Origin of the sequence: Janthinobacterium sp. PAMC25594 (assembly GCF_019443505.1) — a bacterium.
Classification (GTDB): domain Bacteria; phylum Pseudomonadota; class Gammaproteobacteria; order Burkholderiales; family Burkholderiaceae_D; genus Janthinobacterium.
Genome location: NZ_CP080377.1, coordinates 3,878,421 through 3,898,144, shown reverse-complemented (window position 1 = coordinate 3,898,144; position 19,724 = coordinate 3,878,421). Strand labels below are relative to the sequence as shown.

Annotated in this window: 17 protein-coding genes; 15 read left to right on the top strand and 2 right to left on the bottom strand. The window is 64.8% G+C overall.

Annotated features, from left to right (window positions below; all coding sequences use genetic code 11):
• Window positions 1-90 precede the first annotated feature (90 nt).
• Window positions 91-1,113 (bottom strand): multiple monosaccharide ABC transporter substrate-binding protein, encoded by a 1,023-nt coding sequence (gene chvE / locus KY494_RS17530; RefSeq protein ID WP_223278970.1) that lies wholly within the window; start codon window positions 1,111-1,113, stop codon window positions 91-93.
• Between the two features lie 430 nt (window positions 1,114-1,543).
• Between chvE and KY494_RS17525 the strand changes: the two genes are divergently transcribed.
• From KY494_RS17525 to gabD, 15 genes are all read left to right on the top strand, one after another.
• Window positions 1,544-2,704 (top strand): fumarylacetoacetate hydrolase family protein, encoded by a 1,161-nt coding sequence (locus KY494_RS17525; RefSeq protein ID WP_219887674.1) that lies wholly within the window; start codon window positions 1,544-1,546, stop codon window positions 2,702-2,704.
• Between the two features lie 26 nt (window positions 2,705-2,730).
• Window positions 2,731-3,498 carry an SDR family NAD(P)-dependent oxidoreductase gene (locus KY494_RS17520; RefSeq protein WP_219887673.1) on the top strand — a complete coding sequence of 256 codons (768 nt, stop codon included), beginning with the start codon at window positions 2,731-2,733 and terminating at the stop codon, window positions 3,496-3,498.
• Window positions 3,495-5,282 carry an IlvD/Edd family dehydratase gene (locus KY494_RS17515; RefSeq protein WP_219887672.1) on the top strand — a complete coding sequence of 596 codons (1,788 nt, stop codon included), beginning with the start codon at window positions 3,495-3,497 and terminating at the stop codon, window positions 5,280-5,282. The genes KY494_RS17520 and KY494_RS17515 overlap by 4 nt, the downstream gene beginning before the upstream one ends.
• Before the next feature lie 152 nt (window positions 5,283-5,434).
• The gene (gene xylF / locus KY494_RS17510; RefSeq protein WP_375143487.1) at window positions 5,435-6,409 is read left to right on the top strand and encodes a D-xylose ABC transporter substrate-binding protein; all 975 of its coding nucleotides are present in this window, start codon (window positions 5,435-5,437) and stop codon (window positions 6,407-6,409) included.
• A gap of 120 nt (window positions 6,410-6,529) precedes the next feature.
• Window positions 6,530-8,107, top strand: coding sequence for a D-xylose ABC transporter ATP-binding protein (gene xylG / locus KY494_RS17505; protein WP_219887670.1), 1,578 nt, complete (start codon window positions 6,530-6,532; stop codon window positions 8,105-8,107).
• Window positions 8,104-9,246, top strand: a complete 1,143-nt coding sequence (locus KY494_RS17500) for a sugar ABC transporter permease (RefSeq protein ID WP_141171276.1) — start codon at window positions 8,104-8,106, stop codon at window positions 9,244-9,246. The genes xylG and KY494_RS17500 overlap by 4 nt, the downstream gene beginning before the upstream one ends.
• Window positions 9,247-9,278: 32 nt before the next feature.
• Window positions 9,279-10,460: a DNA-binding transcriptional regulator gene (locus KY494_RS17495; protein ID WP_219887669.1), complete on the top strand. Its 1,182-nt coding sequence runs from the start codon at window positions 9,279-9,281 to the stop codon at window positions 10,458-10,460.
• Entirely contained in the window at window positions 10,457-11,227 is a 771-nt protein-coding gene (locus KY494_RS17490) for a hypothetical protein (RefSeq protein WP_219887668.1), read from the top strand. The genes KY494_RS17495 and KY494_RS17490 overlap by 4 nt, the downstream gene beginning before the upstream one ends.
• A gap of 84 nt (window positions 11,228-11,311) precedes the next feature.
• Window positions 11,312-12,325 (top strand): 2-dehydro-3-deoxygalactonokinase, encoded by a 1,014-nt coding sequence (locus KY494_RS17485; protein WP_219887667.1) that lies wholly within the window; start codon window positions 11,312-11,314, stop codon window positions 12,323-12,325.
• On the top strand, window positions 12,322-14,052 hold the full coding sequence (gene araD / locus KY494_RS17480; protein ID WP_219887666.1) for an L-arabinonate dehydratase: 1,731 nt from the start codon (window positions 12,322-12,324) through the stop codon (window positions 14,050-14,052). The genes KY494_RS17485 and araD overlap by 4 nt, the downstream gene beginning before the upstream one ends.
• A 14-nt stretch (window positions 14,053-14,066) precedes the next feature.
• A complete protein-coding gene (locus KY494_RS17475; RefSeq protein WP_219887665.1) occupies window positions 14,067-14,960 on the top strand; it encodes an SMP-30/gluconolactonase/LRE family protein in 894 nt (297 codons plus the stop codon).
• 13 nt (window positions 14,961-14,973) lie between these two features.
• Window positions 14,974-15,627, top strand: a complete 654-nt coding sequence (locus KY494_RS17470) for a bifunctional 2-keto-4-hydroxyglutarate aldolase/2-keto-3-deoxy-6-phosphogluconate aldolase (protein WP_219887664.1) — start codon at window positions 14,974-14,976, stop codon at window positions 15,625-15,627.
• A 66-nt stretch (window positions 15,628-15,693) separates the two neighbouring features.
• On the top strand, window positions 15,694-16,116 hold the full coding sequence (locus tag KY494_RS17465) for a CoA-binding protein (RefSeq protein WP_219887663.1): 423 nt from the start codon (window positions 15,694-15,696) through the stop codon (window positions 16,114-16,116).
• The gene (locus KY494_RS17460) at window positions 16,113-16,955 is read left to right on the top strand and encodes a PPK2 family polyphosphate kinase (RefSeq protein WP_219134088.1); all 843 of its coding nucleotides are present in this window, start codon (window positions 16,113-16,115) and stop codon (window positions 16,953-16,955) included. The genes KY494_RS17465 and KY494_RS17460 overlap by 4 nt, the downstream gene beginning before the upstream one ends.
• A 92-nt stretch (window positions 16,956-17,047) precedes the next feature.
• On the top strand, window positions 17,048-18,502 hold the full coding sequence (gene gabD / locus KY494_RS17455) for an NADP-dependent succinate-semialdehyde dehydrogenase (protein ID WP_219134087.1): 1,455 nt from the start codon (window positions 17,048-17,050) through the stop codon (window positions 18,500-18,502).
• Between the two features lie 6 nt (window positions 18,503-18,508).
• Here the strand turns inward: gabD and KY494_RS17450 are convergent, their stop codons facing one another.
• Window positions 18,509-19,654 (bottom strand): poly(3-hydroxybutyrate) depolymerase, encoded by a 1,146-nt coding sequence (locus KY494_RS17450; protein ID WP_219887662.1) that lies wholly within the window; start codon window positions 19,652-19,654, stop codon window positions 18,509-18,511.
• Window positions 19,655-19,724 lie beyond the last annotated feature (70 nt).

Here is a 19,724-nt window from a genome sequence, read left to right as displayed (position 1 = left end):
CTGATCGGCACCGGTCGTGCGGCAGTCTTGTTCTGGATCGTGCGTGAAGCGAAAGGCCCGGCAGCGCCGGGCCTTCAGTACCTTGGATGCTTATTTCACTTGCGCTTCCGTGTAGTAGCCGCTGCCGGTGACGAGCACCTGCTTCCAGTTCGCCTTGTCGACGGTGACGGGTTTCAACAGGTAGGACGGCACGACTTTCACGCCGTTGTTATAGGTCTTGGTATCGTTGACGGTCGGCGTCTTGCCGCTCATCATGGCGTCGACCATGTTCGCCGTCACCTTGGCCAGTTCGCGCGTGTCCTTGAACACGGTCGATGCCTGTTCGCCGCGGATGATCGATTTCACCGACGGGATTTCCGCATCCTGGCCCGTCACGACGGGGAACGGCTGCTTCGGCGTGCCGTAGCCGACGCCCTTGAGCGAGGACAGGATGCCGATGCTCAAGCCGTCATACGGCGACAGCACCGCATCGACGCGCGCATTGCCGTAGTAGGCGCTGAGCAGGTTGTCCATGCGTGCCTGCGCCACGGCGCCATCCCAGCGCAGGGTGGCGACCTTTTCCATGCCCATCTGCTTCGAGCGCACCACCAGCTTGCCGCTGTCGATGTACGGTTTCAGGACCGACAGCGCGCCGTTGTAGAAGAAGTGCGCATTGTTGTCGTCGGCCGAGCCGCCGAACAGTTCGATATTGAACGGACCCTTGCCTTCCTTGAGTTTCAACGCCGATTCGATATAGCCCGCTTGCAGCACGCCGACCTGGAAGTTGTCGAAGGTGGCGTAGTAATCGATATTTTTCGTGCCGCGGATCAGACGGTCATATGAGATGACCTTGATGCCCTTGTCGGCCGCCTTTTGCAGCACGTTCGACAAGGTGGTGCCGTCGATGGCGGCAATCACCAGCACCTTGGCGCCCTTGGTGATCATGTTTTCCACCTGCGCCAGCTGGTTCGGGATATCGTCGTCGGCAAACTGCAAGTCCGTCTTGTAGCCGCGCTCCTTGAATACCTTGACCATGTTGTCGCCGTCGGCGATCCAGCGCATGGACGACTTGGTCGGCATCGAGATGCCGATGGCGCCCTTGTCAGCGGCGCTTGCCACGGGCATTACGGCCATGCCGGAGATGGCCAGCGCCAGGCTCGCGGTCAGCATTTTCATTGTTGTTTTCATTTCAGGTCTCCACCGTCTTCGATAGTTGAATGTGCCAGGGCCGTCGTCCCAGTGGGCGGGCTCCGTGCGGATGGCCGATTGCAGGCCACGGCTGATACTAGTTTGTCCATCCATCCCTCACCAATCACTTTTTTCGCATTGCTGATATCCAAAACGGTATCGATAAGCCAATTGATGCAATGCGCCATGGCGCCCCTTCCCACCTGCGGACAGGGTGGAAACGGGGGCCGGGCAGCGGCTTTTTTTGGTGCGCTGCAATACCAATAATCATCATTCAATTTGGTGATTTTCGTAATTGCGGCGACACAGGGCGGCGCGCAGAATCGGTCCGGACTTGAAGACCGGCCATCCCGTCACGACCTTTTGAAAGCTTGCCATGCAGCCGATTTCCCCCGCCTCCCTGTTGCCCGCCGACCTGGCGCAGGCCCTTCTTATCGGCCGCATCTGGCGTGATGGCCCTTGCGTCGTCGCCGTGCGCGGCGGCGAGGTGGTCGACCTCACGCAGACGGTGGCGACGGTGGCCGAGCTGTTCGAACGCAGCGATGCGCTCGATATCGCCCGCCATGCGCCCGGCATCGCGCTCGGCCCCGTGCAGGCGCTGCTGGCGCAAGCGCTGGCCGCGCCGCTGGATAGGCCGCTGCTGCTGGCGCCGTGCGACCTGCAGGCCGTCAAGGCCTGTGGCGTGACCTTCGCCGTCAGCCTGCTGGAACGGGTGATCGAGGAACAGGCGGGTGGCGACGCGGCACGCGCGGCAAGCTTGCGCACCGCCCTGCAAACGACGCTGGGCAGCGACCTGTCGGCATTACAACCCGGCTCGGAGGCGGCGCAGCGGCTGAAGCAGCAGCTGCAGCAGCGCGGCGCCTGGTCGCAGTACATGGAAGTGGGCATCGGCCCCGATGCGGAAGTGTTTACCAAGGCGCAGCCGATGTCGTCGGTGGGCTGCGGCGCGCAGGTGGGCTTGCTGCCATCGTCCGCCTGGAACAACCCCGAGCCCGAGATCGTCCTGGCCGTCAACAGCCGCGGCGAGGTGCTGGGGGCGACCCTGGGCAACGACGTCAACCTGCGTGATATCGAAGGGCGCAGCGCCCTGTTGCTGGGCAAGGCCAAGGACAACAACGGCTCCTGCGCCATCGGCCCCTTCATCCGCCTGTTTGACGAACACTACACGCTCGACACCGTGCGCCAGGCGGAAGTGTCGCTGCTGATCGAAGGCGCGGACGACGGCTTTGTGCTCGAAGGCGCCAGCTTCATGCGCGAGATCAGCCGCGACCCGCTCGACCTGGTGCGCCAGGCGGCGGGCCAGTACCACCAGTATCCGGACGGCTTCATGCTGTTCCTGGGCACCATGTTCTCGCCCGTGAAGGACCGTGGCGCGCAGGGCGGCGGCTTCACGCATCACCTGGGCGACCGCGTGACGATTGGCAGCGCCGCGCTGGGCGCGCTGGTCAACGAAGTGCAGCGCTGCGATGCGATCCCTCCCTGGACGTTCGGCGTGCGCGCGCTGTACCAGAACCTGGCCCGACGCGGTTTGCTTTGATCCGATTTTTTTAAAAGAGAGACACCATGCAGCATGCAACTTACCCCAGCCTGGCCGGCCAGCGCGTCGTCATCACGGGCGGCGGCACCGGCATCGGCGTGGCCATCGTCGAGGCGTTCGCGCGCCAGGGCGCCCACGTCACCTTTCTCGACATCGCCCGCGAGGCGTCGCTGGCGCTGCAGCAAAAGCTGGCGCACCTGCCGCAGCCGCCCGTTTTCCGCTATTGCGACCTGACGGACCTGGGCGCCCTGGCCGCCACCTTCGCCGAGATTGAACACAGCGCGGGTGCCACGGATATCCTCATCAACAACGCGGCCAATGACGACCGCCACCAGTTGCAGGACGTCACGCCCGCCTACTGGGACGAGCGCATCGCCGTCAACTTGCGGCATCAGTATTTCTGCGCCCAGGCAGTGGCGCCGGCCATGCGCGCCAAGGGCCGCGGCGTGATTCTCAACCTGGGCTCGATTTCCTGGCACCTGGCGCAAGCTAAGCTGTCGATCTACATGACGGCGAAAGCCGGCATTGAGGGCCTGACGCGCGGCCTGGCGCGCGACCTGGGCGTCGACGGCATCCGCGTCAATTGCATCATTCCCGGCGCCGTGCGCACGCCGCGCCAGGAGCGGCTGTGGCATACGCCGGAGGCGGAAGCGGTGATCCTGCAGGGACAGTGCCTGCAAACGCGCGTGGAGCCGGAAGACGTGGCGGCGCTGGCGCTGTTCCTCGCGTCCGACAACGCCGCCAAGTGCGCGGGACGCGAATACTACGTGGACGCCGGCTGGTACGGCGCATGAACATTCCCGCCCAACGCCCGTCGCGGCGTTTCCGCTCGCAGGACTGGTTCGACAATCCCGAGCACATCGACATGACGGCGCTGTACCTGGAGCGCTTCATGAACTACGGCATCACGGCCGAGGAGCTGCGTTCGGGCCGGCCCATCATCGGCATCGCGCAAAGCGGCAGCGACATCAGTCCCTGCAACCGCATCCACCTGGAACTGGCCCAGCGCGTGCGCGACGGCATCCGCGACGCGGGCGGCATCCCGATGGAATTCCCGCTGCACCCGATCTTCGAGAACTGCCGCCGTCCGACGGCCGCGCTGGACCGGAACCTCGCGTATCTGGGCCTGGTGGAGATTTTGCATGGCTACCCGATCGACGCCGTGGTGCTGACGACGGGCTGCGACAAGACCACGCCGGCGCAACTGATGGCCGCCGCCACGGTGGACATTCCCGCCATCGTGCTGTCGGGCGGTCCCATGCTCGACGGCTGGATGGACGGCGAACTGGTGGGTTCCGGCGCGGCCATCTGGAAGGGCCGCCGCCAGCTGTCCGCCGGCTTGATCGACAACGACAAATTCCTGCAGATCGCCGCCGCCTCGGCGCCGTCGGCCGGCCACTGCAACACCATGGGCACGGCATCGACCATGAATGCGCTGGCCGAGGTGCTGGGCATGTCCCTGACGGGCTGTTCGGCCATCCCCGCGCCTTACCGCGAGCGGGGCCAGATCGCCTATGCCACGGGGCGCCGCATCGTCGAGCTGGCGCATGACGACGTGCGCCCGTCGAGCATCCTCACGCGCGAGGCCTTCCTGGACGCCATCATCGTCAACGCGGCCATCGGCGGCTCCACCAACGCCCAGCCGCACCTGATGGCCATGGCCCGTCATGCGGGCGTGGAACTGCATTCGAGCGACTGGATGGAACATGGTTACGACGTGCCGCTGCTGTTGAACATGCAGCCGGCCGGGAAGTATCTGGGCGAGCGCTTTCACCGCGCCGGCGGCGTGCCTGCCGTGATGTGGGAGTTACAGCAGGCGGGCTTGCTGCACGCAGATCGCTTGACGGTCACGGGCCAGACGATGGCGGCCAACTTGCAAGGCCGTGAAAGCGCGGACCGCGAGATGATCCGCCCGTTTGCCGCGCCGCTGAAGGAAAAGGCCGGTTTCATGGCCTTGCAGGGCAATCTGTTCGACTTCGCCATCATGAAGACCAGCGTGATCTCGCCCGCTTTCCGCGAGCGCTACCTGTCGCGCCCCGGCAGCGAGGGCGTGTTCGAGGCGCGCGCCATCGTCTTTGACGGGTCAAGCGACTACCACGCGCGCATCAACGACCCGACGCTCAATATCGACGACAGCTGCATGCTGGTCATGCGCGGCGCCGGCCCCGTGGGCTGGCCCGGTTCGGCCGAAGTGGTCAACATGCAGCCGCCCGACGCCTTGCTGAAGGCGGGGATCCTGAATTTGCCAACCCTGGGCGACGGGCGCCAGTCGGGCACCTCGGACAGCCCCTCAATCCTGAATGCCTCGCCGGAAAGCGCCGTGGGCGGCGGCCTGGCGCTGCTGCGCACGGGTGACATCATCCGCGTGGACTTGAACGCGGGCCGCTGCGACATGCTGGTCGATGCGCAGGAACTGGCACGCCGCGCCAAAGAACTGCCGCCGCCCGTCAACGACAGCGCCACGCCGTGGCAGGAGCTCTACCGCGCCAGCGTGGGCCAGCTGGAAACGGGCGCCTGCATGGAGCTGGCGCTGAAATACCGCGCCGTGGGCCAGACCCTGCCACGCCACAACCATTAGCAGGCAGGTCGGGGTAGGTCGGGTTAGCGCTCCGCGCGTAACCCGACACCACCACAGACATAAAATTTTTCAGCAGCACCCGCAGTTAAAAAACGTTGTTAATAAAATCCACAAGGAGACACACAATGAACAAGATCATCAGTGCAGCCATCATGACCGCAATGCTGGCATTGAGCAGCAGCGCCGCCCTGGCCGATGCAAAAAATCCGAAGATCGGCTTTTCCATCGACGATTTGCGCGTGGAACGCTGGACGCGTGACCGCGATTTCTTCATCGCCGCCGCCGAGAAGCAGGGCGCCAAGGTCTTTGTGCAGTCGGCCGACGCCAGCGAACAGCGCCAGATTTCGCAAATCGAAAACCTGGTTTCGCGCGGCGTGGACGTGCTGGTGATCGTGCCGTTCAATGCGACAGTGTTGAACAACACCGTCAAGGAAGCGAAAAAGGCCGGCATCAAGGTGCTGTCGTATGACCGCCTGATCCTGAATGCCGATATCGACGCGTATATCTCGTTCGACAACGAGAAAGTGGGCGAGATGCAGGCCGAAGGCGTGACCAAGCTGCAGCCGAAGGGCAATTACTACCTGCTGGGCGGTTCGCCGACCGACAACAACGCCAAGATGCTGCGCGAAGGGCAGATGAAGGTGCTCAAACCGTTCATCGACAAGGGCGACATCAAGATCGTCGGCCAGCAGTGGGTGAAGGACTGGAGCGCCACCGAAGCGCTGTCCATCGTGGAAAACGCGCTGACGGCCAACGGCAACAAGATCGACGCCATCGTCGCCTCGAACGACGGCACGGCCGGCGGCGCCATCCAGGCCCTGGCCGCGCAAAAACTCGCTGGCAAGGTGCCGGTTTCGGGCCAGGATGCCGATCTGGCGGCGGTGAAACGCGTCATCGCCGGCACGCAGTCGATGACCGTCTACAAGCCGTTGAAAACCATCGCTTCGGAGGCGGCCAAGCTGGCCGTGCAACTGGCGCGCAATGAAAAGCCGGCCTACAACTCCAGCTATGACAACGGCCTGAAAAAAGTCAGCACGGTGCTGCTGAAACCAACGCCGCTGACCAAGGCGAATGTGAACATTCTCGTCGACGACGGCTTCTATACCAAGGCGCAATTGGGTAACTGATCGCCTGCTTGCTGTCGGCTTACGCGCTGCGCGCTAAGCCGACCTACCCGTTTGGACCGGTAGGTCGGATTAGCGCAGCGTAATCCGACATTCTTCTTCGTATCCGCAACGAGAGTGAGCATGTCCGACTATCTGCTTGAAATGAAAGACATCGTCAAACAGTTTGGCGACGTCCGCGCGCTTGACGGTATCGACCTGCAGGTGCGGGCCGGCGAGTGCATCGGCCTGTGCGGCGAGAATGGCGCCGGCAAGTCGACCCTGATGAAAGTGCTGTCCGGCGTGTACCCGCACGGCACCTGGGATGGCGAGATCCTGTGGGATGGCCAGCCCCTGCGCGCGCAATCGATCCGCGACACGGAAGAAGCGGGCATCATCATCATCCACCAGGAACTGATGCTGGTGCCGCAGCTGTCCGTAGCCGAGAATATCTTCATGGGCCGCGAGCTCACCCTGCCGGGCGGGCGCATGCATTACGCCGCCATGTACAAGCGCGCCGACGAGCTGCTGTGCGAATTGAAAATTCCCGAACTGAACGTGGCGCTGCCGGTCATGAACTATGGCGGCGGCCACCAGCAACTGGTGGAAATCGCCAAGGCGCTCAACAAGAATGCGCGCCTGCTGATTCTCGACGAACCGTCGTCGTCGCTGACGGCGTCGGAAATCGCCGTGCTGCTCGATATCCTGCGCGCGCTGAAAGCCAAGGGTGTTACCTGCATCTACATTTCGCACAAGCTCGATGAAGTGGCGGCCATCTGCGACACCATCGTCGTCATCCGCGACGGCAAGCATATCGCCACCACGCCGATGGCGCAGATGAACGTCGAACGCATCATCGCGCAGATGGTGGGCCGCGAAATGAGCCAGCTGTATCCGCAGCGCTCGCCTGAGAAAAAGGCGGCGATCGGCGAGGTGCTGTTCGAGGCGCGCCACGTGAGCTGCATCGATGCCGACAACCCGCAGCGCAAGCGGGTCGACGATGTGTCATTTACCCTGCGCCGTGGCGAGATCCTCGGCATCGCCGGCCTGGTGGGGGCGGGGCGCACGGAGCTCGTCTCGGCCCTGTTCGGCGCCTATCCGGGGCCGTGCCAGGCCGAAGTGTGGCTCGATGGCCGCCGCATCGACACCTCGTCTCCGCAAAAAGCGATTGCCATGGGCCTGGCCATGGTGCCGGAAGACCGCAAGCATCACGGCATCGTGCCCGACCTCGACGTGGGCCAGAACATCACCCTGGCCGTGCTGGAGACATTCGCGCGCGCCACGCGCATCGATGGCGAGGCGGAATTGACGGCCGTGCGCGGCGAGATCGCGCAGCTGGAACTGAAGGCGGCCAGCCCGTCGCTGCCCATTACGAGCCTGTCGGGCGGCAACCAGCAAAAGGCCGTGCTGGCCAAGATGCTGCTGACGCGCCCGCGCGTGCTGATCCTCGACGAACCCACGCGCGGCGTCGACGTGGGCGCCAAATATGAAATCTACAAATTGATGCTGGCGCTGGCCGACCGGGGCGTGGCCATCATCATGGTCTCGTCGGAACTGGCCGAAGTGCTGGGCGTGTCCGACCGCGTGCTGGTGATGGGCGAAGGCCGCCTGCGCGGCGACTTTATCAACGATGGCCTGAGCCAGGAAACCGTGCTGGCGGCGGCGCTGGACCAGCGTCCGGCGCCCGCCGCCAACACCGCAAACAAGGAACCCGCAGCATGAAACCGCACAGTATCAAACAGCTGTTCACCCAATACAAGATGCTGGCCCTGTTGATCGCCGTGGCGCTGATCTGGGCCTTCTTTTCGTGGAAGACGCAGGGCAGTTTCCTCACGCCGCGTAACCTGTCGAACCTGCTGCGCCAGATGTCCGTCACCGGCATCCTCGCCTGCGGCATGGTGCTGGTGATTATCGCCGGCGAGATCGACCTGTCGATCGGTTCCCTGTTGGGGCTATTGGGCGGCATCGCCGCCGTGCTGGACGTGACGCAGCACTGGCCGCTGGCGCTGAACCTGGCTGCCGTACTCGGCTGCGGCCTGGTGATCGGCCTGCTCAACGGCTACCTGACGGCGTACCGGGGCATCCCGTCCTTCATCGTGGGACTGGGCGGCATGCTCGCGTATCGCGGTGTCCTGCTGGGCATCACGGGCGGCATCACGATCGCCCCCGTCTCCGAGCCGATGGTCTACCTGGGGCAGGGTTACCTGCCCGCGGTGCCCGGCATCGTGCTGGGCGTCGGCCTGTTCCTGCTGGCCGCCTTCCTGACGTGGCGCGCGCGCGCCAGCCGCGCGCAGCATGGCTTGCCGCAGACGGCGCCCTGGGCCGATGGCTTGCGCCTGGCCGTCATCGGCGCCGTGCTGTATGCCTTCGTGCAAACCCTGAACGGCTATGAAGGCATCCCGCTGCCCGTGCTGTTGCTGCTGGCCTTGCTGGGATTGTTCAGCTACATCACCAGCCAGACCGTGTTCGGCCGGCGCATCTACGCCGTCGGCAGCAATATGGAAGCGACGCGTTTGTCCGGCATCAACGTCAAAGCCGTCAAGCTGTGGATCTTCGGCATCATGGGCCTGATGTGCGCATTGGCTGGCCTGATCAACACGGGCCGCCTGGCGGCCGGTTCGCCTTCGGCCGGCACCTTCAGCGAACTCGATGCCATCGCCGCCTGCTTCATCGGCGGCACCTCGATGCGCGGCGGATCGGGCACCGTGTACGGCGCCCTGATCGGTGCGCTGGTGATGGCCAGCCTCGATAACGGCATGTCCATGCTGGACGTGGACACCTACTGGCAGATGATCGTGAAAGGCAGTATCCTCACTTTGGCCGTGTGGGTCGATGTCAGCACGCGAGCAGGGCGCCGTTAGCCGTGAAACGATCTGGCACGCGAGGAGACACCATGAAGATGCCGACCGCGCACCGGATCGCGCTGCTGTTTAACGGGAATAAAATCTACGACCGCGACATCATCGCGGGCATCGCCGCCTACCTGAACACCACGCGCGTATCGTGGGACCTGTTCCTGGAAGAGGATTTCCGCTGCCGCCTGCCCGGCATTGAGCGCTGGCAGGGCGACGGCATCATCGCCGATTTCGACGATCCCGCCGTCTGCGCGGCGCTGGCAAACAGCCGCCTGCCCGTGGTGGCCGTGGGCGGCTCGTATGCGCACGCCGAGGATTACCCGGCCGGCATCCCCTACGTGGCGACCGATAATTTCAAGATCGTCAAGCTGGCCTATGAACATCTGGTGGAAGCGGGCTTGACGCGCTTTGCCTGTTTCAGCCTGCCCGAGGCCGATGTCAACCGCTGGGCGCAGGAGCGCGAAACGGCGTTTTGCGCGCTGATGGAACGCGATCACATGCGCGCCGACGTGTACCGGGGCGTCGCCACCAGCGCGCCCGCGTGGGATGAAGCGGTGGAGCAGCAGATCGCCTGGCTCAACAGCCTGGAAAAACCCGTTGGCATCATCGCCGTGAGCGACGCGCGCGCGCGTCAGCTGCTGCAAGCGTGCATGCACGCGGGCATCGCCGTGCCGGAGCAAGTGGCCCTGATCGGCATCGACAACGACCCGCTGGCGCGCATGCTCACGCGCATTCCCTTGAGTTCCGTGATCCAGGGCACCGAGGAAATGGGCCGCACGGCGGCGCATTTGCTGCACCAGATGCTCAACGGCGCGCGCCTGTCCGGCACGCGCATCCTCGTGCCGCCGGCCGGCCTGAACGTGCTCGCGTCCACCTGTCACCAGCCCTTCCAGCATCCGCAGGTGATGCAGGCGCGCCACTTCATCCGCCAGTACGCCTGCCAGGGCATCAAGACGGAGCAGGTGGCCGATTACGTGGGCGTGTCGCGCTCCTCGCTCGAAGCGCACTTCCGCCATGAGCTGGGGCGCAGCGTGCACGACGAAATCCTGCATTTCAAGCTCGATGCGGCCAAGACCCTGCTGGCGCGCGGGCCGGGCCAGGTGGCCGAGGTGGCCGTGCGTTGCGGCTTTACCACGGTGCAGTACATGCATACCGTCTTCAAGCGCGAACTCGGTTGCACGCCGCGCGAATTCCAGCAGCGCAGCCAGCCACCGCCATGACGATTTTTACCTTGCACAACGCGCGCGGCATGCGCGTGGCCATCGACGCGCACGATGCCAGCGTGCGGGCCTGGTGGGCGCCCGACCGCTATGGCCGCCTGGCCGATGTGCTGGGCGCGGCGCCCCCTGCGGCGCGTGCGCCCACAATCTGGCAGTGCGCGCCGCCAAACGATGGCCACCTGCTGCTGCGCCTGATGCAAGACGGCCTGTCGGTGCGCCTGGCTTACCGGCTTGACGACGATGGCAGCCTGCACCTCGACTGCGCCGCCACGGCCGATGCCATTTCCCGTTTTGCGCTTGCCGCGCCCCGCTTCAATCTGCAGGGCCACCATGCCAGTGTGGGCGAGCATGTGCTGCGCCTGGCCGCCGATCGCTATTGGCCGGGGGGCCGCACGGGCGATACGCCGCTCGATGTGGCGGGCAGCGCGTTTGACTTCCGCCAGCCGGCGCCGCTCGCATCGCGCCTGGCCTGGCCCGCGCTGGTGAACTTGCCGGGATTTGGGCATGATTTTTACTGGACGGGCAGCGGCCAGCCGCGCGAGGTGGCGCGGGTGGTCGATCCCGCTTCCGGCCGGGTCTTGCGTTTTTCCAGCACCCAGGACAGTTGTCACCTGTACTCCGACGCGCGCTGTTTTTCCCTGCTGGCGCAGGGCGTGCAATTGCAGCCGGGACAGGTAATGCGCTTCCAGCTCGCCTACCGTTTGGGCGTGCAGGATCTCGACGCGTTTGACATATCCGAACCGGTATCAATGATGTCAAATAAGTGATTGGTCAGATATGCGGGGCAGTTCTACCATGGGGTAGTTTTTCCCTCATTTATTTTTGCCCTTAGCGACGCTGCGAACCTGCCCATGAACATACTCACCATCGATGCCGGCACCACCAATACGCGTACCTTGCTGTGGCGCGCCGGCGCCGTCGTCGCCCAGGCACAGCTGGAAACGGGCGTGCGCAATACCGCCATCGATGGCCATAACGGCGCGCTGAAACAGGCGCTGCGCGATACCATCGCCAGCGTGCTGGCCAGCGCCGGCATCGCGCCGTCCGCCGTGGACCTGGCGCTGGCGTCGGGCATGATCAGCTCGCCCATGGGCGTGCGGGAAGTGCCGCATTTGCCGGCGCCCGCCGGCCTGGCCCAGCTGGCGCAAGGCATGCAGGCGGTGGATTTGCCCGACGTGCTGGCGCAGCCCCTGTGGCTGATTCCCGGCGTGCGCAATCAGCATGGCGCCGTCGGCCTGCATAACGTCGAGGCGATGGACATGATGCGCGGCGAAGAGACGGAAGTCGTCGCGCTGCTCGAGCGCTTGCAGTTGCGCGGCGCGGCGACCCTGATCATGCCCGGTTCGCATACAAAACTGATCAGCGTGGACGAGCAGCGCCGCATCCTCGGCTGCAGCACCACCATCGCGGGCGAACTGCTGCAGGCGATCACGCAGCACACCCTGATCAAGCAATCGGTCGATGGCGGTTTTGCCCAGACCCTGGTGCCGAAAATGCTGCTGGCCGGCGCCGCCGCGGCGCAAAAAACGGGACTGGCGCGCGCCTGCTTCAGCGTGCGCACGCTGGGCCAGTTCAGCGCCGTCGAATGCAATGAGCGGGCCAATTTCCTGATGGGCGCGGTCCTCAGCGGCGACCTGCTGGCGCTGCGCAACAGCACCGCCATCCAGATGCGGCCCGATACGCCGCTCGTCATTACCGGTAAACCCATGCTGCGCCAGGCACTCGGCTTGCTGATCGAAGAACACGGATTTTTTTATGGCAAGCGCATCATCGTCGACGACCAGCAGCAAGCCAATCTGGCCGGTCACGGTGCGCTGCTGATCGCCGCCGCGCGCGGCTTGATTTCTCCGCAGGAGACGGTATGAGTGACAACAAGAACAAGCGTCCCTTGCGTTCGCAGTCGTGGTTTGGCGGCGACGACAAGGACAGTTTTATTCACCGCAGCTGGATGAAGAACCAGGGCTATCCCGGCGATGCCTTCGATGGCCGGCCCGTCATCGGCATCTGCAATACCTGGTCCGAGCTGACGCCCTGCAATGGCCATTTCCGCGACCTGGCCGAGATGGTCAAGCGCGGCGTGCTCGAAGCGGGCGGCTTCCCCGTCGAGTTTCCCGTGATGTCGCTGGGCGAGACCAATCTGCGTCCGACGGCCATGCTGTTCCGTAACCTGGCCAGCATGGATGTCGAGGAATCGATCCGCGCCAACCCGATCGACGGCGTGGTGCTGCTGACGGGCTGCGACAAGACCACGCCGGCCCTGCTGATGGGCGCGGCCAGCGTGGATTTGCCCACCATCGTGCTGTCGGGCGGCCCCATGTTGAACGGGAATTACCGGGGCAAGCCGATCGGCTCGGGCACGGATGTGTGGAAGTTTTCCGAAGACGTGCGCGCCGGGCGCATGACCTCAAACGAATTCAAGCAGGCCGAATCGTGCATGTCGCGCTCGGCCGGCCACTGCATGACCATGGGTACGGCTTCCACCATGGCCAGCATGGTCGAGGCGCTGGGCGTGACCCTGCCCGGCAACGCGGCCATTCCCGCCGTCGATGCGCGGCGCAAGCTGCAGGCGCAGCTGACGGGGCGGCGCATCGTCGACATGGTGCATGAAGACCTGAAACTGTCGCAGATCCTCACGCGCGACGCGTTTGAAAACGCCATCATGGTCAACGGCGCCATCGGCGGCTCGACCAATGCGGTGATTCACCTGCTGGCCATTGCCGGGCGCATCGGCGTGGACATGCGCCTGGCCGACTGGGACCGCCTGGGCCGCGATATTCCCTGCCTGCTCAACCTGATGCCGTCGGGCCAGTACCTGATGGAAGACTTTTACTATGCGGGCGGCCTGCCCGTCATCATCCGCGACTTGCTGGGAAAATTGCATGGCGGGGCGCTCACCGTCACGGGCGCCAGCATGGCCGTCAACGTGGCCGAAGCGGAAAATTTCAATCCCGAGGTGATCACGCCGCTGGCGCAGCCATTCAAGGACGAGGGCGGCATCGCCGTCCTGCAGGGCAACCTGGCCCCGCGCGGCGCCGTCATCAAGCCCTCGGCCGCCTCGCCGGAACTGATGCAGCACCGTGGCCGCGCCGTCGTCTTCAACAGCATCGAGCATTATAAAAAGCGCGTCGACGATCCCGCGCTCGATATCGACGCCAGCTGCGTGATGGTGCTGCAAAATTGCGGCCCGCAAGGCTATCCGGGCATGGCCGAAGTGGGCAATATGGGACTGCCGAAAAAACTGCTGGAGCAGGGCGTGCGCGACATGGTGCGCATCTCGGATGCGCGCATGAGCGGCACGGCCTACGGCACGGTGGTGCTGCACGTGGCGCCGGAAGCGGCCGTGGGCGGGCCGCTGGCCCTGGTGCGCGATGGCGACATGATTGAACTCGACGTGGCTGGACGGCGCTTGCACCTGGATGTCGACGAGGCCGAGCTGGCGCGCCGGCGCGCCGAGTGGCGCGCGCCGCCACCGGCCATGCAGGGCGGCTATCAATCGATGTACATCAAGCACGTGACGCAGGCCGACGAAGGCGCGGACCTCGATTTCCTCGTCGGCTGCCGGGGTTCGGCAGTACCACGCGAATCTCACTGAAAGAAGGAACAGACATGGGGACACGGGCCCAATTACTGGTCGATGCGCAGAATTTTCTCGGCGAGGGAGTGCGCTGGTGCGAACGCAGCGGCCGCGTTTTCTGGACGAATATCGAAGGCTGCCAGCTGCATGCGCTGGTGCTGGCCACGGGCGAGCGCCAGAGCTGGGCCATGCCCGAGCGCCTGGCGTGCTTTGCGCTGACGGACAACGACGACGTGCTGCTGCTGGGACTGGCCTCCGGACTGGCGTGGTTTGACGCGCGCAGCGGGGCCGTCACGCCCTTGCACACGGTGGAGGGGGACTTGCCCATGACGCGCCTGAACGATGGCCGCTGCGACCGCCAGGGACGCTTTGTCTTCGGCACGCTCGATGAGCGCCCGTGCCGCGATGCCATCGCCAGCTTTTACCGCCTCAACCTGGACTTGAGCCTGGAGCGCTTGCCGCTGCCGCCCATCGCCATCTCGAACAGCATCTGCTTCAGTATCGATGGCACGGCCATGTACTTTTGCGATTCGATGAAGAAGGCGATCTACCGCTGGGACGATTACCTGGGGGGCGACGCCAGCCGGGTGCGCGTGTTTGCCGTGCTCGATCCGGGGCCGGGCGCGGCCGATGGCGCCACCATCGATGCGCACGACCACTTGTGGAGCGCCCAGTGGGGCGCGGGACGCGTATTGCGCTTCGCGCCGGACGGCAGCGTCGAGCGGGCGATCACCTTGCCCGTCTCGCAACCCAGCTGCGTGAGCCTGGGCGGCCCGCACTACGACGAATTATTCGTCACCACGGCGCAGGAAAGCTTGACGCCGGCCCAGTTGGCGGGCGAACCGCTGGCCGGTGGATTGTTTCATGCGCGCCAGGTGGACGTGCGCGGTTTGCCGGAAGTGCGCTTTGGCGCCCTGCCGGCCTGACAGGAGAGAGCATATGCAAAAGCACACGGTTTATGAGGGTATTCTCGAGCGGGGCATGGTCGGTATCGTGCGCGCCCCTTCGGCGCAGGCGGCCGTGCAGATCGCCGAGGCGTGCATCGCCGGCGGCATCACGGCGCTGGAAGTGGCGTTCACCACGCCCGATACCCTGGGCGTGCTGCGTACCCTGCGCGAACGCCATGGCGACGAAGTTTTGCTGGGCGCGGGCACGGTGCTCGATACGGAGACGGCGCGCGCCGCCATCCTGGCCGGCGCCCAGTTCATCATTTCGCCCGGCGTCAACGTGGAAACCATCGCGCTGTGCCAGCGCTACCAGGTGTTGTCCATGCCGGGCGCGATGACGCCGACGGAGATCGTCACGGCCCTGCAGGCGGGCGCCGACATCGTCAAGGTCTTCCCGGCCGAGATGTTCGGCCCCGCCTATATCAAGGCTTTGCTCGCGCCGTTGCCGCAAGCGCCGCTGATGCCCACGGGCGGCGTGACGGTGGAGAACCTGCATGCATGGTTTGCCAGCGGCGCCGTGGCCGTGGGCATCGGCGGCAGCCTCAGTGGTCCGGGCGCCACCGGCGATTACGCGGCCGTGACGGCGCGCGCTCGCGCATTTGTCGCGCAGATGGCGGCCGTGCGTACGGCTAAGTCTTCTGGCTAGCTCCTGCCGGGCCGGGAATCTGCTACGCTAGGCGGGCAATGTCGCACGCCTAACCACGACCCGAATATGTCCAACATCGCCCGCATCCTGCAAGACAGCCGCATCATCGCCATCGTCGGCATGTCCGACAAGCCCGAACGCGCCAGCCATGAAGTGGCCGATTACCTGCTGCGGCATGGCTACCGCGTATTGCCCGTCAATCCGGCCCTCGCCGGTAAGGAAGTGCTGGGCCAGCGCGCCTACGCCACCCTGACGCAGGCTGCGGCGGCTGTCGCGCCGGCGCGCATCGACATCGTCGACTGCTTCCGCAAGTCCGAGGATATTGTGCCCATCGCCGAGGAAGCCATCGCCGTCAAGGCAGGCTGTTTGTGGCTGCAGCTCGACGTCATCAACGAGCAGGCGGCGCAGCTGGCGCGGGCGGCGGGCCTGGAGGTGGTGATGGACCACTGCACAAAAATTGAGCACCGCAAGCTGGCGGTGGCGGCATGAAGGCGCGCACGCAATTTCGCGCCGGCCAGGGGTTCGAGCTGAACGAGGAATTCGCCGGCAAGCGCCTGCTGGGCGCCGCCACCAAGGCGGCCAACAAGAAGCTGACGCCAGCCCAGTGCAAGGCCCTGGACCGCGAGGAAACCGTGGCCCTGACGGCGCAGATCGCCGAGTGCCAGAGCATGCTGTATGCGCAGCACAAAAAGAAGGTGCTGCTGGTCTTGCAGGGCATGGATACCTCGGGCAAGGACGGCACGGTCAAGGCGATCTTCAGCAATATCAATCCGATGGGCATCCGCGCCGTGGCGTTCAAGGGACCCACCGATATCGAACTGGCGCACGATTACCTGTGGCGCGTGCACCAGCACGTGCCGGTCAAGGGCGAGATCGCCATCTTCAACCGCAGCCATTACGAGGATGTGCTGATCACGCGCGTGCAGGACATGATCGACAAGGCCGAATGCCAGCGCCGCTACGCGCAGATCCGCGATTTCGAGCGCATGCTGAGCGAAACGGGCACCGTCATCCTGAAAGTCTTCCTGCATATCTCGAAGGACGAGCAACGGGGACGGCTGCAGGAGCGGCTTGACGATCCCGACCGCCAGTGGAAGTTCGACCCCAACGATATCGCCCAGCGCAAGAAGTGGGATGGCTACCAGCGCGCCTATGAAACGGCGATCCGCGAGACCGATGCCGATCACGCGCCGTGGTACGTGGTGCCATCGAATTCCAAGACGCAGCGCAACCTGGTGGTCGCCTCGCTGCTGCTGGAAACGCTGCAGGGCATGAAGCTGGAATACCCGGCGCCGGACCCGAAACTGTCGTCTTTCAAGGTCGAGTAGAACTCAGGGCAGTTCAGCGCGGCGCCTGCGGAATCGGCCGCGCTGTGGCATAGTATCCCTCGTCGATAATTCAAACCAGACCGGAGATCCATATGCTGCAGTTGAAAGATCCTACCTTGTTGCGTCACCAGGCTTACGTGAATGGAGCCTGGGCGGATGCCGATGGTGGCCAGACGATTAATGTGAGCAATCCCGCCACCGGCGAGCATATCGGCACGGTGCCCCTGATGGGCGCCGCCGAGACGCGCCGCGCCATCGAGGCGGCCAATGCCGCCTGGCCCGCCTGGCGCAAGAAGACGGCCAAGGAACGCGCGGCCGTGCTGCGCCGCTGGCATGACCTGATCCTGGAAAACGCCGACGACCTGGCGCTGATCATGACCACCGAGCAGGGCAAGCCCTTGCCGGAGGCGAAGGGCGAAGTGCAGTTCGGCGCCTCGTTCATCGAGTGGTTTGCCGAAGAAGGCAAGCGCGTCGCTGGCGACACCCTGCAATCGCCGTGGCCGGACCGCCGCCTGGTCATCACCAAGGAACCGATCGGCGTGTGCGCCGCCATCACGCCGTGGAACTTCCCCGCCGCCATGATCACGCGCAAAGTCGGCCCGGCCCTGGCCGCCGGCTGCCCGATGGTCCTGAAGCCTGCCGAAGCGACGCCGTTTTCCGCGCTGGCGCTGGCCGTGCTGGCCGAGCGCGCGGGCGTGCCTGCGGGCGTGTTCAGCATCGTTACGGGTGCGCCGAAAGACATCGGCGGCGAAATGACCTCGAACCCCATTGTGCGCAAGCTGACGTTTACGGGCTCGACCCAGGTGGGCCGTTTGCTGGCGGAACAGTGCGCGCCGACGATCAAGAAACTCTCGCTGGAACTGGGCGGCAACGCGCCGTTCATCGTCTTTGACGACGCCGACCTGGATGCGGCCGTGGAAGGCGCCATCGCCTCGAAATACCGCAACGCGGGCCAGACTTGCGTGTGCGCCAACCGCCTGTACGTGCAGGACAGTGTGTATGACGCGTTTGCCGAAAAACTGGTGGCTGCCGTGGCCAAGCTGAAGGTGGGCAATGGCATCGAGGCGGGCGTCACGCAAGGCCCGCTGATCGACGCCAAGGCCGTCGCCAAGGTGGAAGAGCACGTGGCCGATGCATTGGCCAAGGGCGGTCGCCTGCTGGCCGGCGGCAAGCGCCATGCGCTGGGTAATGGATTCTTCGAGCCGACCATCATCGCCGACGTGACGAACGACATGCGCGTGGCCACCGAAGAAACCTTTGGCCCGCTGGCGCCGCTGTTCCGCTTCAAGACCGATGAGGAAGTGATCGGGCTGGCCAACAACACGGAATTCGGCCTGGCCGCCTACTTCTATTCGCGCGACATCGGCCGCATCTGGCGCGTGGCCGAAGGCCTGGAAACGGGCATGGTTGGCGTCAACACGGGCCTGATCTCGAACGAGATCGCCCCCTTCGGCGGCGTCAAGCAATCGGGCCTGGGCCGTGAAGGGTCGACCTACGGTATCGAAGATTATTTAGTCATCAAATACATCTGCATGGGCGGTATCTAAGGCTGCCTAGCGTGAGCCGCGGCGCGCGGCGAGGCGGTCCAGCATGCCCTTGACCGCTTCCATCTGCGTGCCGCTCTTGCGGTAGAAGTCCGGGTCGATCGGATTGATGCTGGTGTAGCCCCAGAAATCCCAGCAGCCTTTCGGGTTGTACGGGTAGACGGGGCTCGGTTCGGCCTGCGGATACAGCACGATGATCTTGTTGGCGTCCGCCACCTGGTTGTAGCCGGTGCTGGTATAGAAGCGGTCGCCGATCGCCTGCGTCGTCTGCAGGCAGCCGTGGAACACCACGTGCACACGGCAACTCTCGCTGTCGCAGGCTTTCGGGATGTAGGCGTAGCCCGTATTGTTCATGCTGGAGTACGCGTTCTGGATGAAGCTGCGCTGGTTGAAGGCGATCAGCTTGCCCGTCAGGGTGGTCGACGACGGTTGCAGATCCGGGTACAGGTGCTGCAGGATGTCGCGCGCCTGCACGAAGTCGCAGTCGTTGATGAACGGCGACTCCGTCACGGCGCAGGGCTTGTCCTGATTGTTGTCTGTGATGATGGCATGGCCCGCGCCGACCGTATCGACGAAGCGGATCTGCGCCGCCGGCGTGCCCGCCAGTTGATAGAATTTTCCCACCTGTTCCACCACCGGCCGCGTCACGGTCTGGTCTTTCGTTCCGCTGAACAGATACACGCGCTGGCGTTGCAGGTTGGCCGTGTCGTCGATGAGACGGGCGCGCGCAAAATCGTTCGCCGCGCGCAGTAATTCGCTCGCCACGGGCGGCGCCACCTGCGCGCTGCCCGGATTCATGCAGGTGGTCAGGGCATTCGTCAGGTAGGGAATGTAGGGGAAGCGGCCCGGTTGGCCAGAGCAGAAAAACGGGCCACCGGCGATGATGCCGGCGCCGGCCACCGTGGCCGAGTAGGCGACGGCAAATTGCGCCGCCATGAAGCCGCCCGAGGACAGGCCGGACACGGTGGTCTGGCTCAGGTCGGCCTGGTAGGCGGGCAGGGCGGCGGCATCGTTGCTCGCGGCGGGCTTGACGGCTTTGGCGGCTTTGGCGGCCGTGGCGGCGTGCGCGCTTGCTGGCGCCAGGACGAGCAAGCTGGCGGCCAGCAGGGTGGTGGTTAATGTGGTCAGGTGCGCGGTCAGGTGCGGGAAGGACATGGTGACTCCACAAGGCAAGGGCAGGAAGGCCGAGCATAGGTAAAAAAACTGTGCGTTGGGCAAGTACTGC

What these genes read in the sequence shown, in the direction of transcription:
- KY494_RS17470 (WP_219887664.1), top strand. Translation starts at nt 14,974, where the DNA reads ATGCAAAAGCACACGGTTTATGAGGGTATTCTCGAGCGGGGCATGGTC.
- KY494_RS17525 (WP_219887674.1), top strand. Translation starts at nt 1,544, where the DNA reads ATGCAGCCGATTTCCCCCGCCTCCCTGTTGCCCGCCGACCTGGCGCAG.
- KY494_RS17485 (WP_219887667.1), top strand. Translation starts at nt 11,312, where the DNA reads ATGAACATACTCACCATCGATGCCGGCACCACCAATACGCGTACCTTG.
- KY494_RS17515 (WP_219887672.1), top strand. Translation starts at nt 3,495, where the DNA reads ATGAACATTCCCGCCCAACGCCCGTCGCGGCGTTTCCGCTCGCAGGAC.
- KY494_RS17495 (WP_219887669.1), top strand. Translation starts at nt 9,279, where the DNA reads ATGAAGATGCCGACCGCGCACCGGATCGCGCTGCTGTTTAACGGGAAT.
- KY494_RS17475 (WP_219887665.1), top strand. Translation starts at nt 14,067, where the DNA reads ATGGGGACACGGGCCCAATTACTGGTCGATGCGCAGAATTTTCTCGGC.
- KY494_RS17490 (WP_219887668.1), top strand. Translation starts at nt 10,457, where the DNA reads ATGACGATTTTTACCTTGCACAACGCGCGCGGCATGCGCGTGGCCATC.
- KY494_RS17450 (WP_219887662.1), bottom strand. Translation starts at nt 19,654, where the DNA reads ATGTCCTTCCCGCACCTGACCGCGCACCTGACCACATTAACCACCACC.
- KY494_RS17520 (WP_219887673.1), top strand. Translation starts at nt 2,731, where the DNA reads ATGCAGCATGCAACTTACCCCAGCCTGGCCGGCCAGCGCGTCGTCATC.
- KY494_RS17500 (WP_141171276.1), top strand. Translation starts at nt 8,104, where the DNA reads ATGAAACCGCACAGTATCAAACAGCTGTTCACCCAATACAAGATGCTG.
- KY494_RS17465 (WP_219887663.1), top strand. Translation starts at nt 15,694, where the DNA reads ATGTCCAACATCGCCCGCATCCTGCAAGACAGCCGCATCATCGCCATC.
- xylG (WP_219887670.1), top strand. Translation starts at nt 6,530, where the DNA reads ATGTCCGACTATCTGCTTGAAATGAAAGACATCGTCAAACAGTTTGGC.
- araD (WP_219887666.1), top strand. Translation starts at nt 12,322, where the DNA reads ATGAGTGACAACAAGAACAAGCGTCCCTTGCGTTCGCAGTCGTGGTTT.
- gabD (WP_219134087.1), top strand. Translation starts at nt 17,048, where the DNA reads ATGCTGCAGTTGAAAGATCCTACCTTGTTGCGTCACCAGGCTTACGTG.
- chvE (WP_223278970.1), bottom strand. Translation starts at nt 1,113, where the DNA reads ATGGCCGTAATGCCCGTGGCAAGCGCCGCTGACAAGGGCGCCATCGGC.
- KY494_RS17460 (WP_219134088.1), top strand. Translation starts at nt 16,113, where the DNA reads ATGAAGGCGCGCACGCAATTTCGCGCCGGCCAGGGGTTCGAGCTGAAC.
- xylF (WP_375143487.1), top strand. Translation starts at nt 5,435, where the DNA reads ATGACCGCAATGCTGGCATTGAGCAGCAGCGCCGCCCTGGCCGATGCA.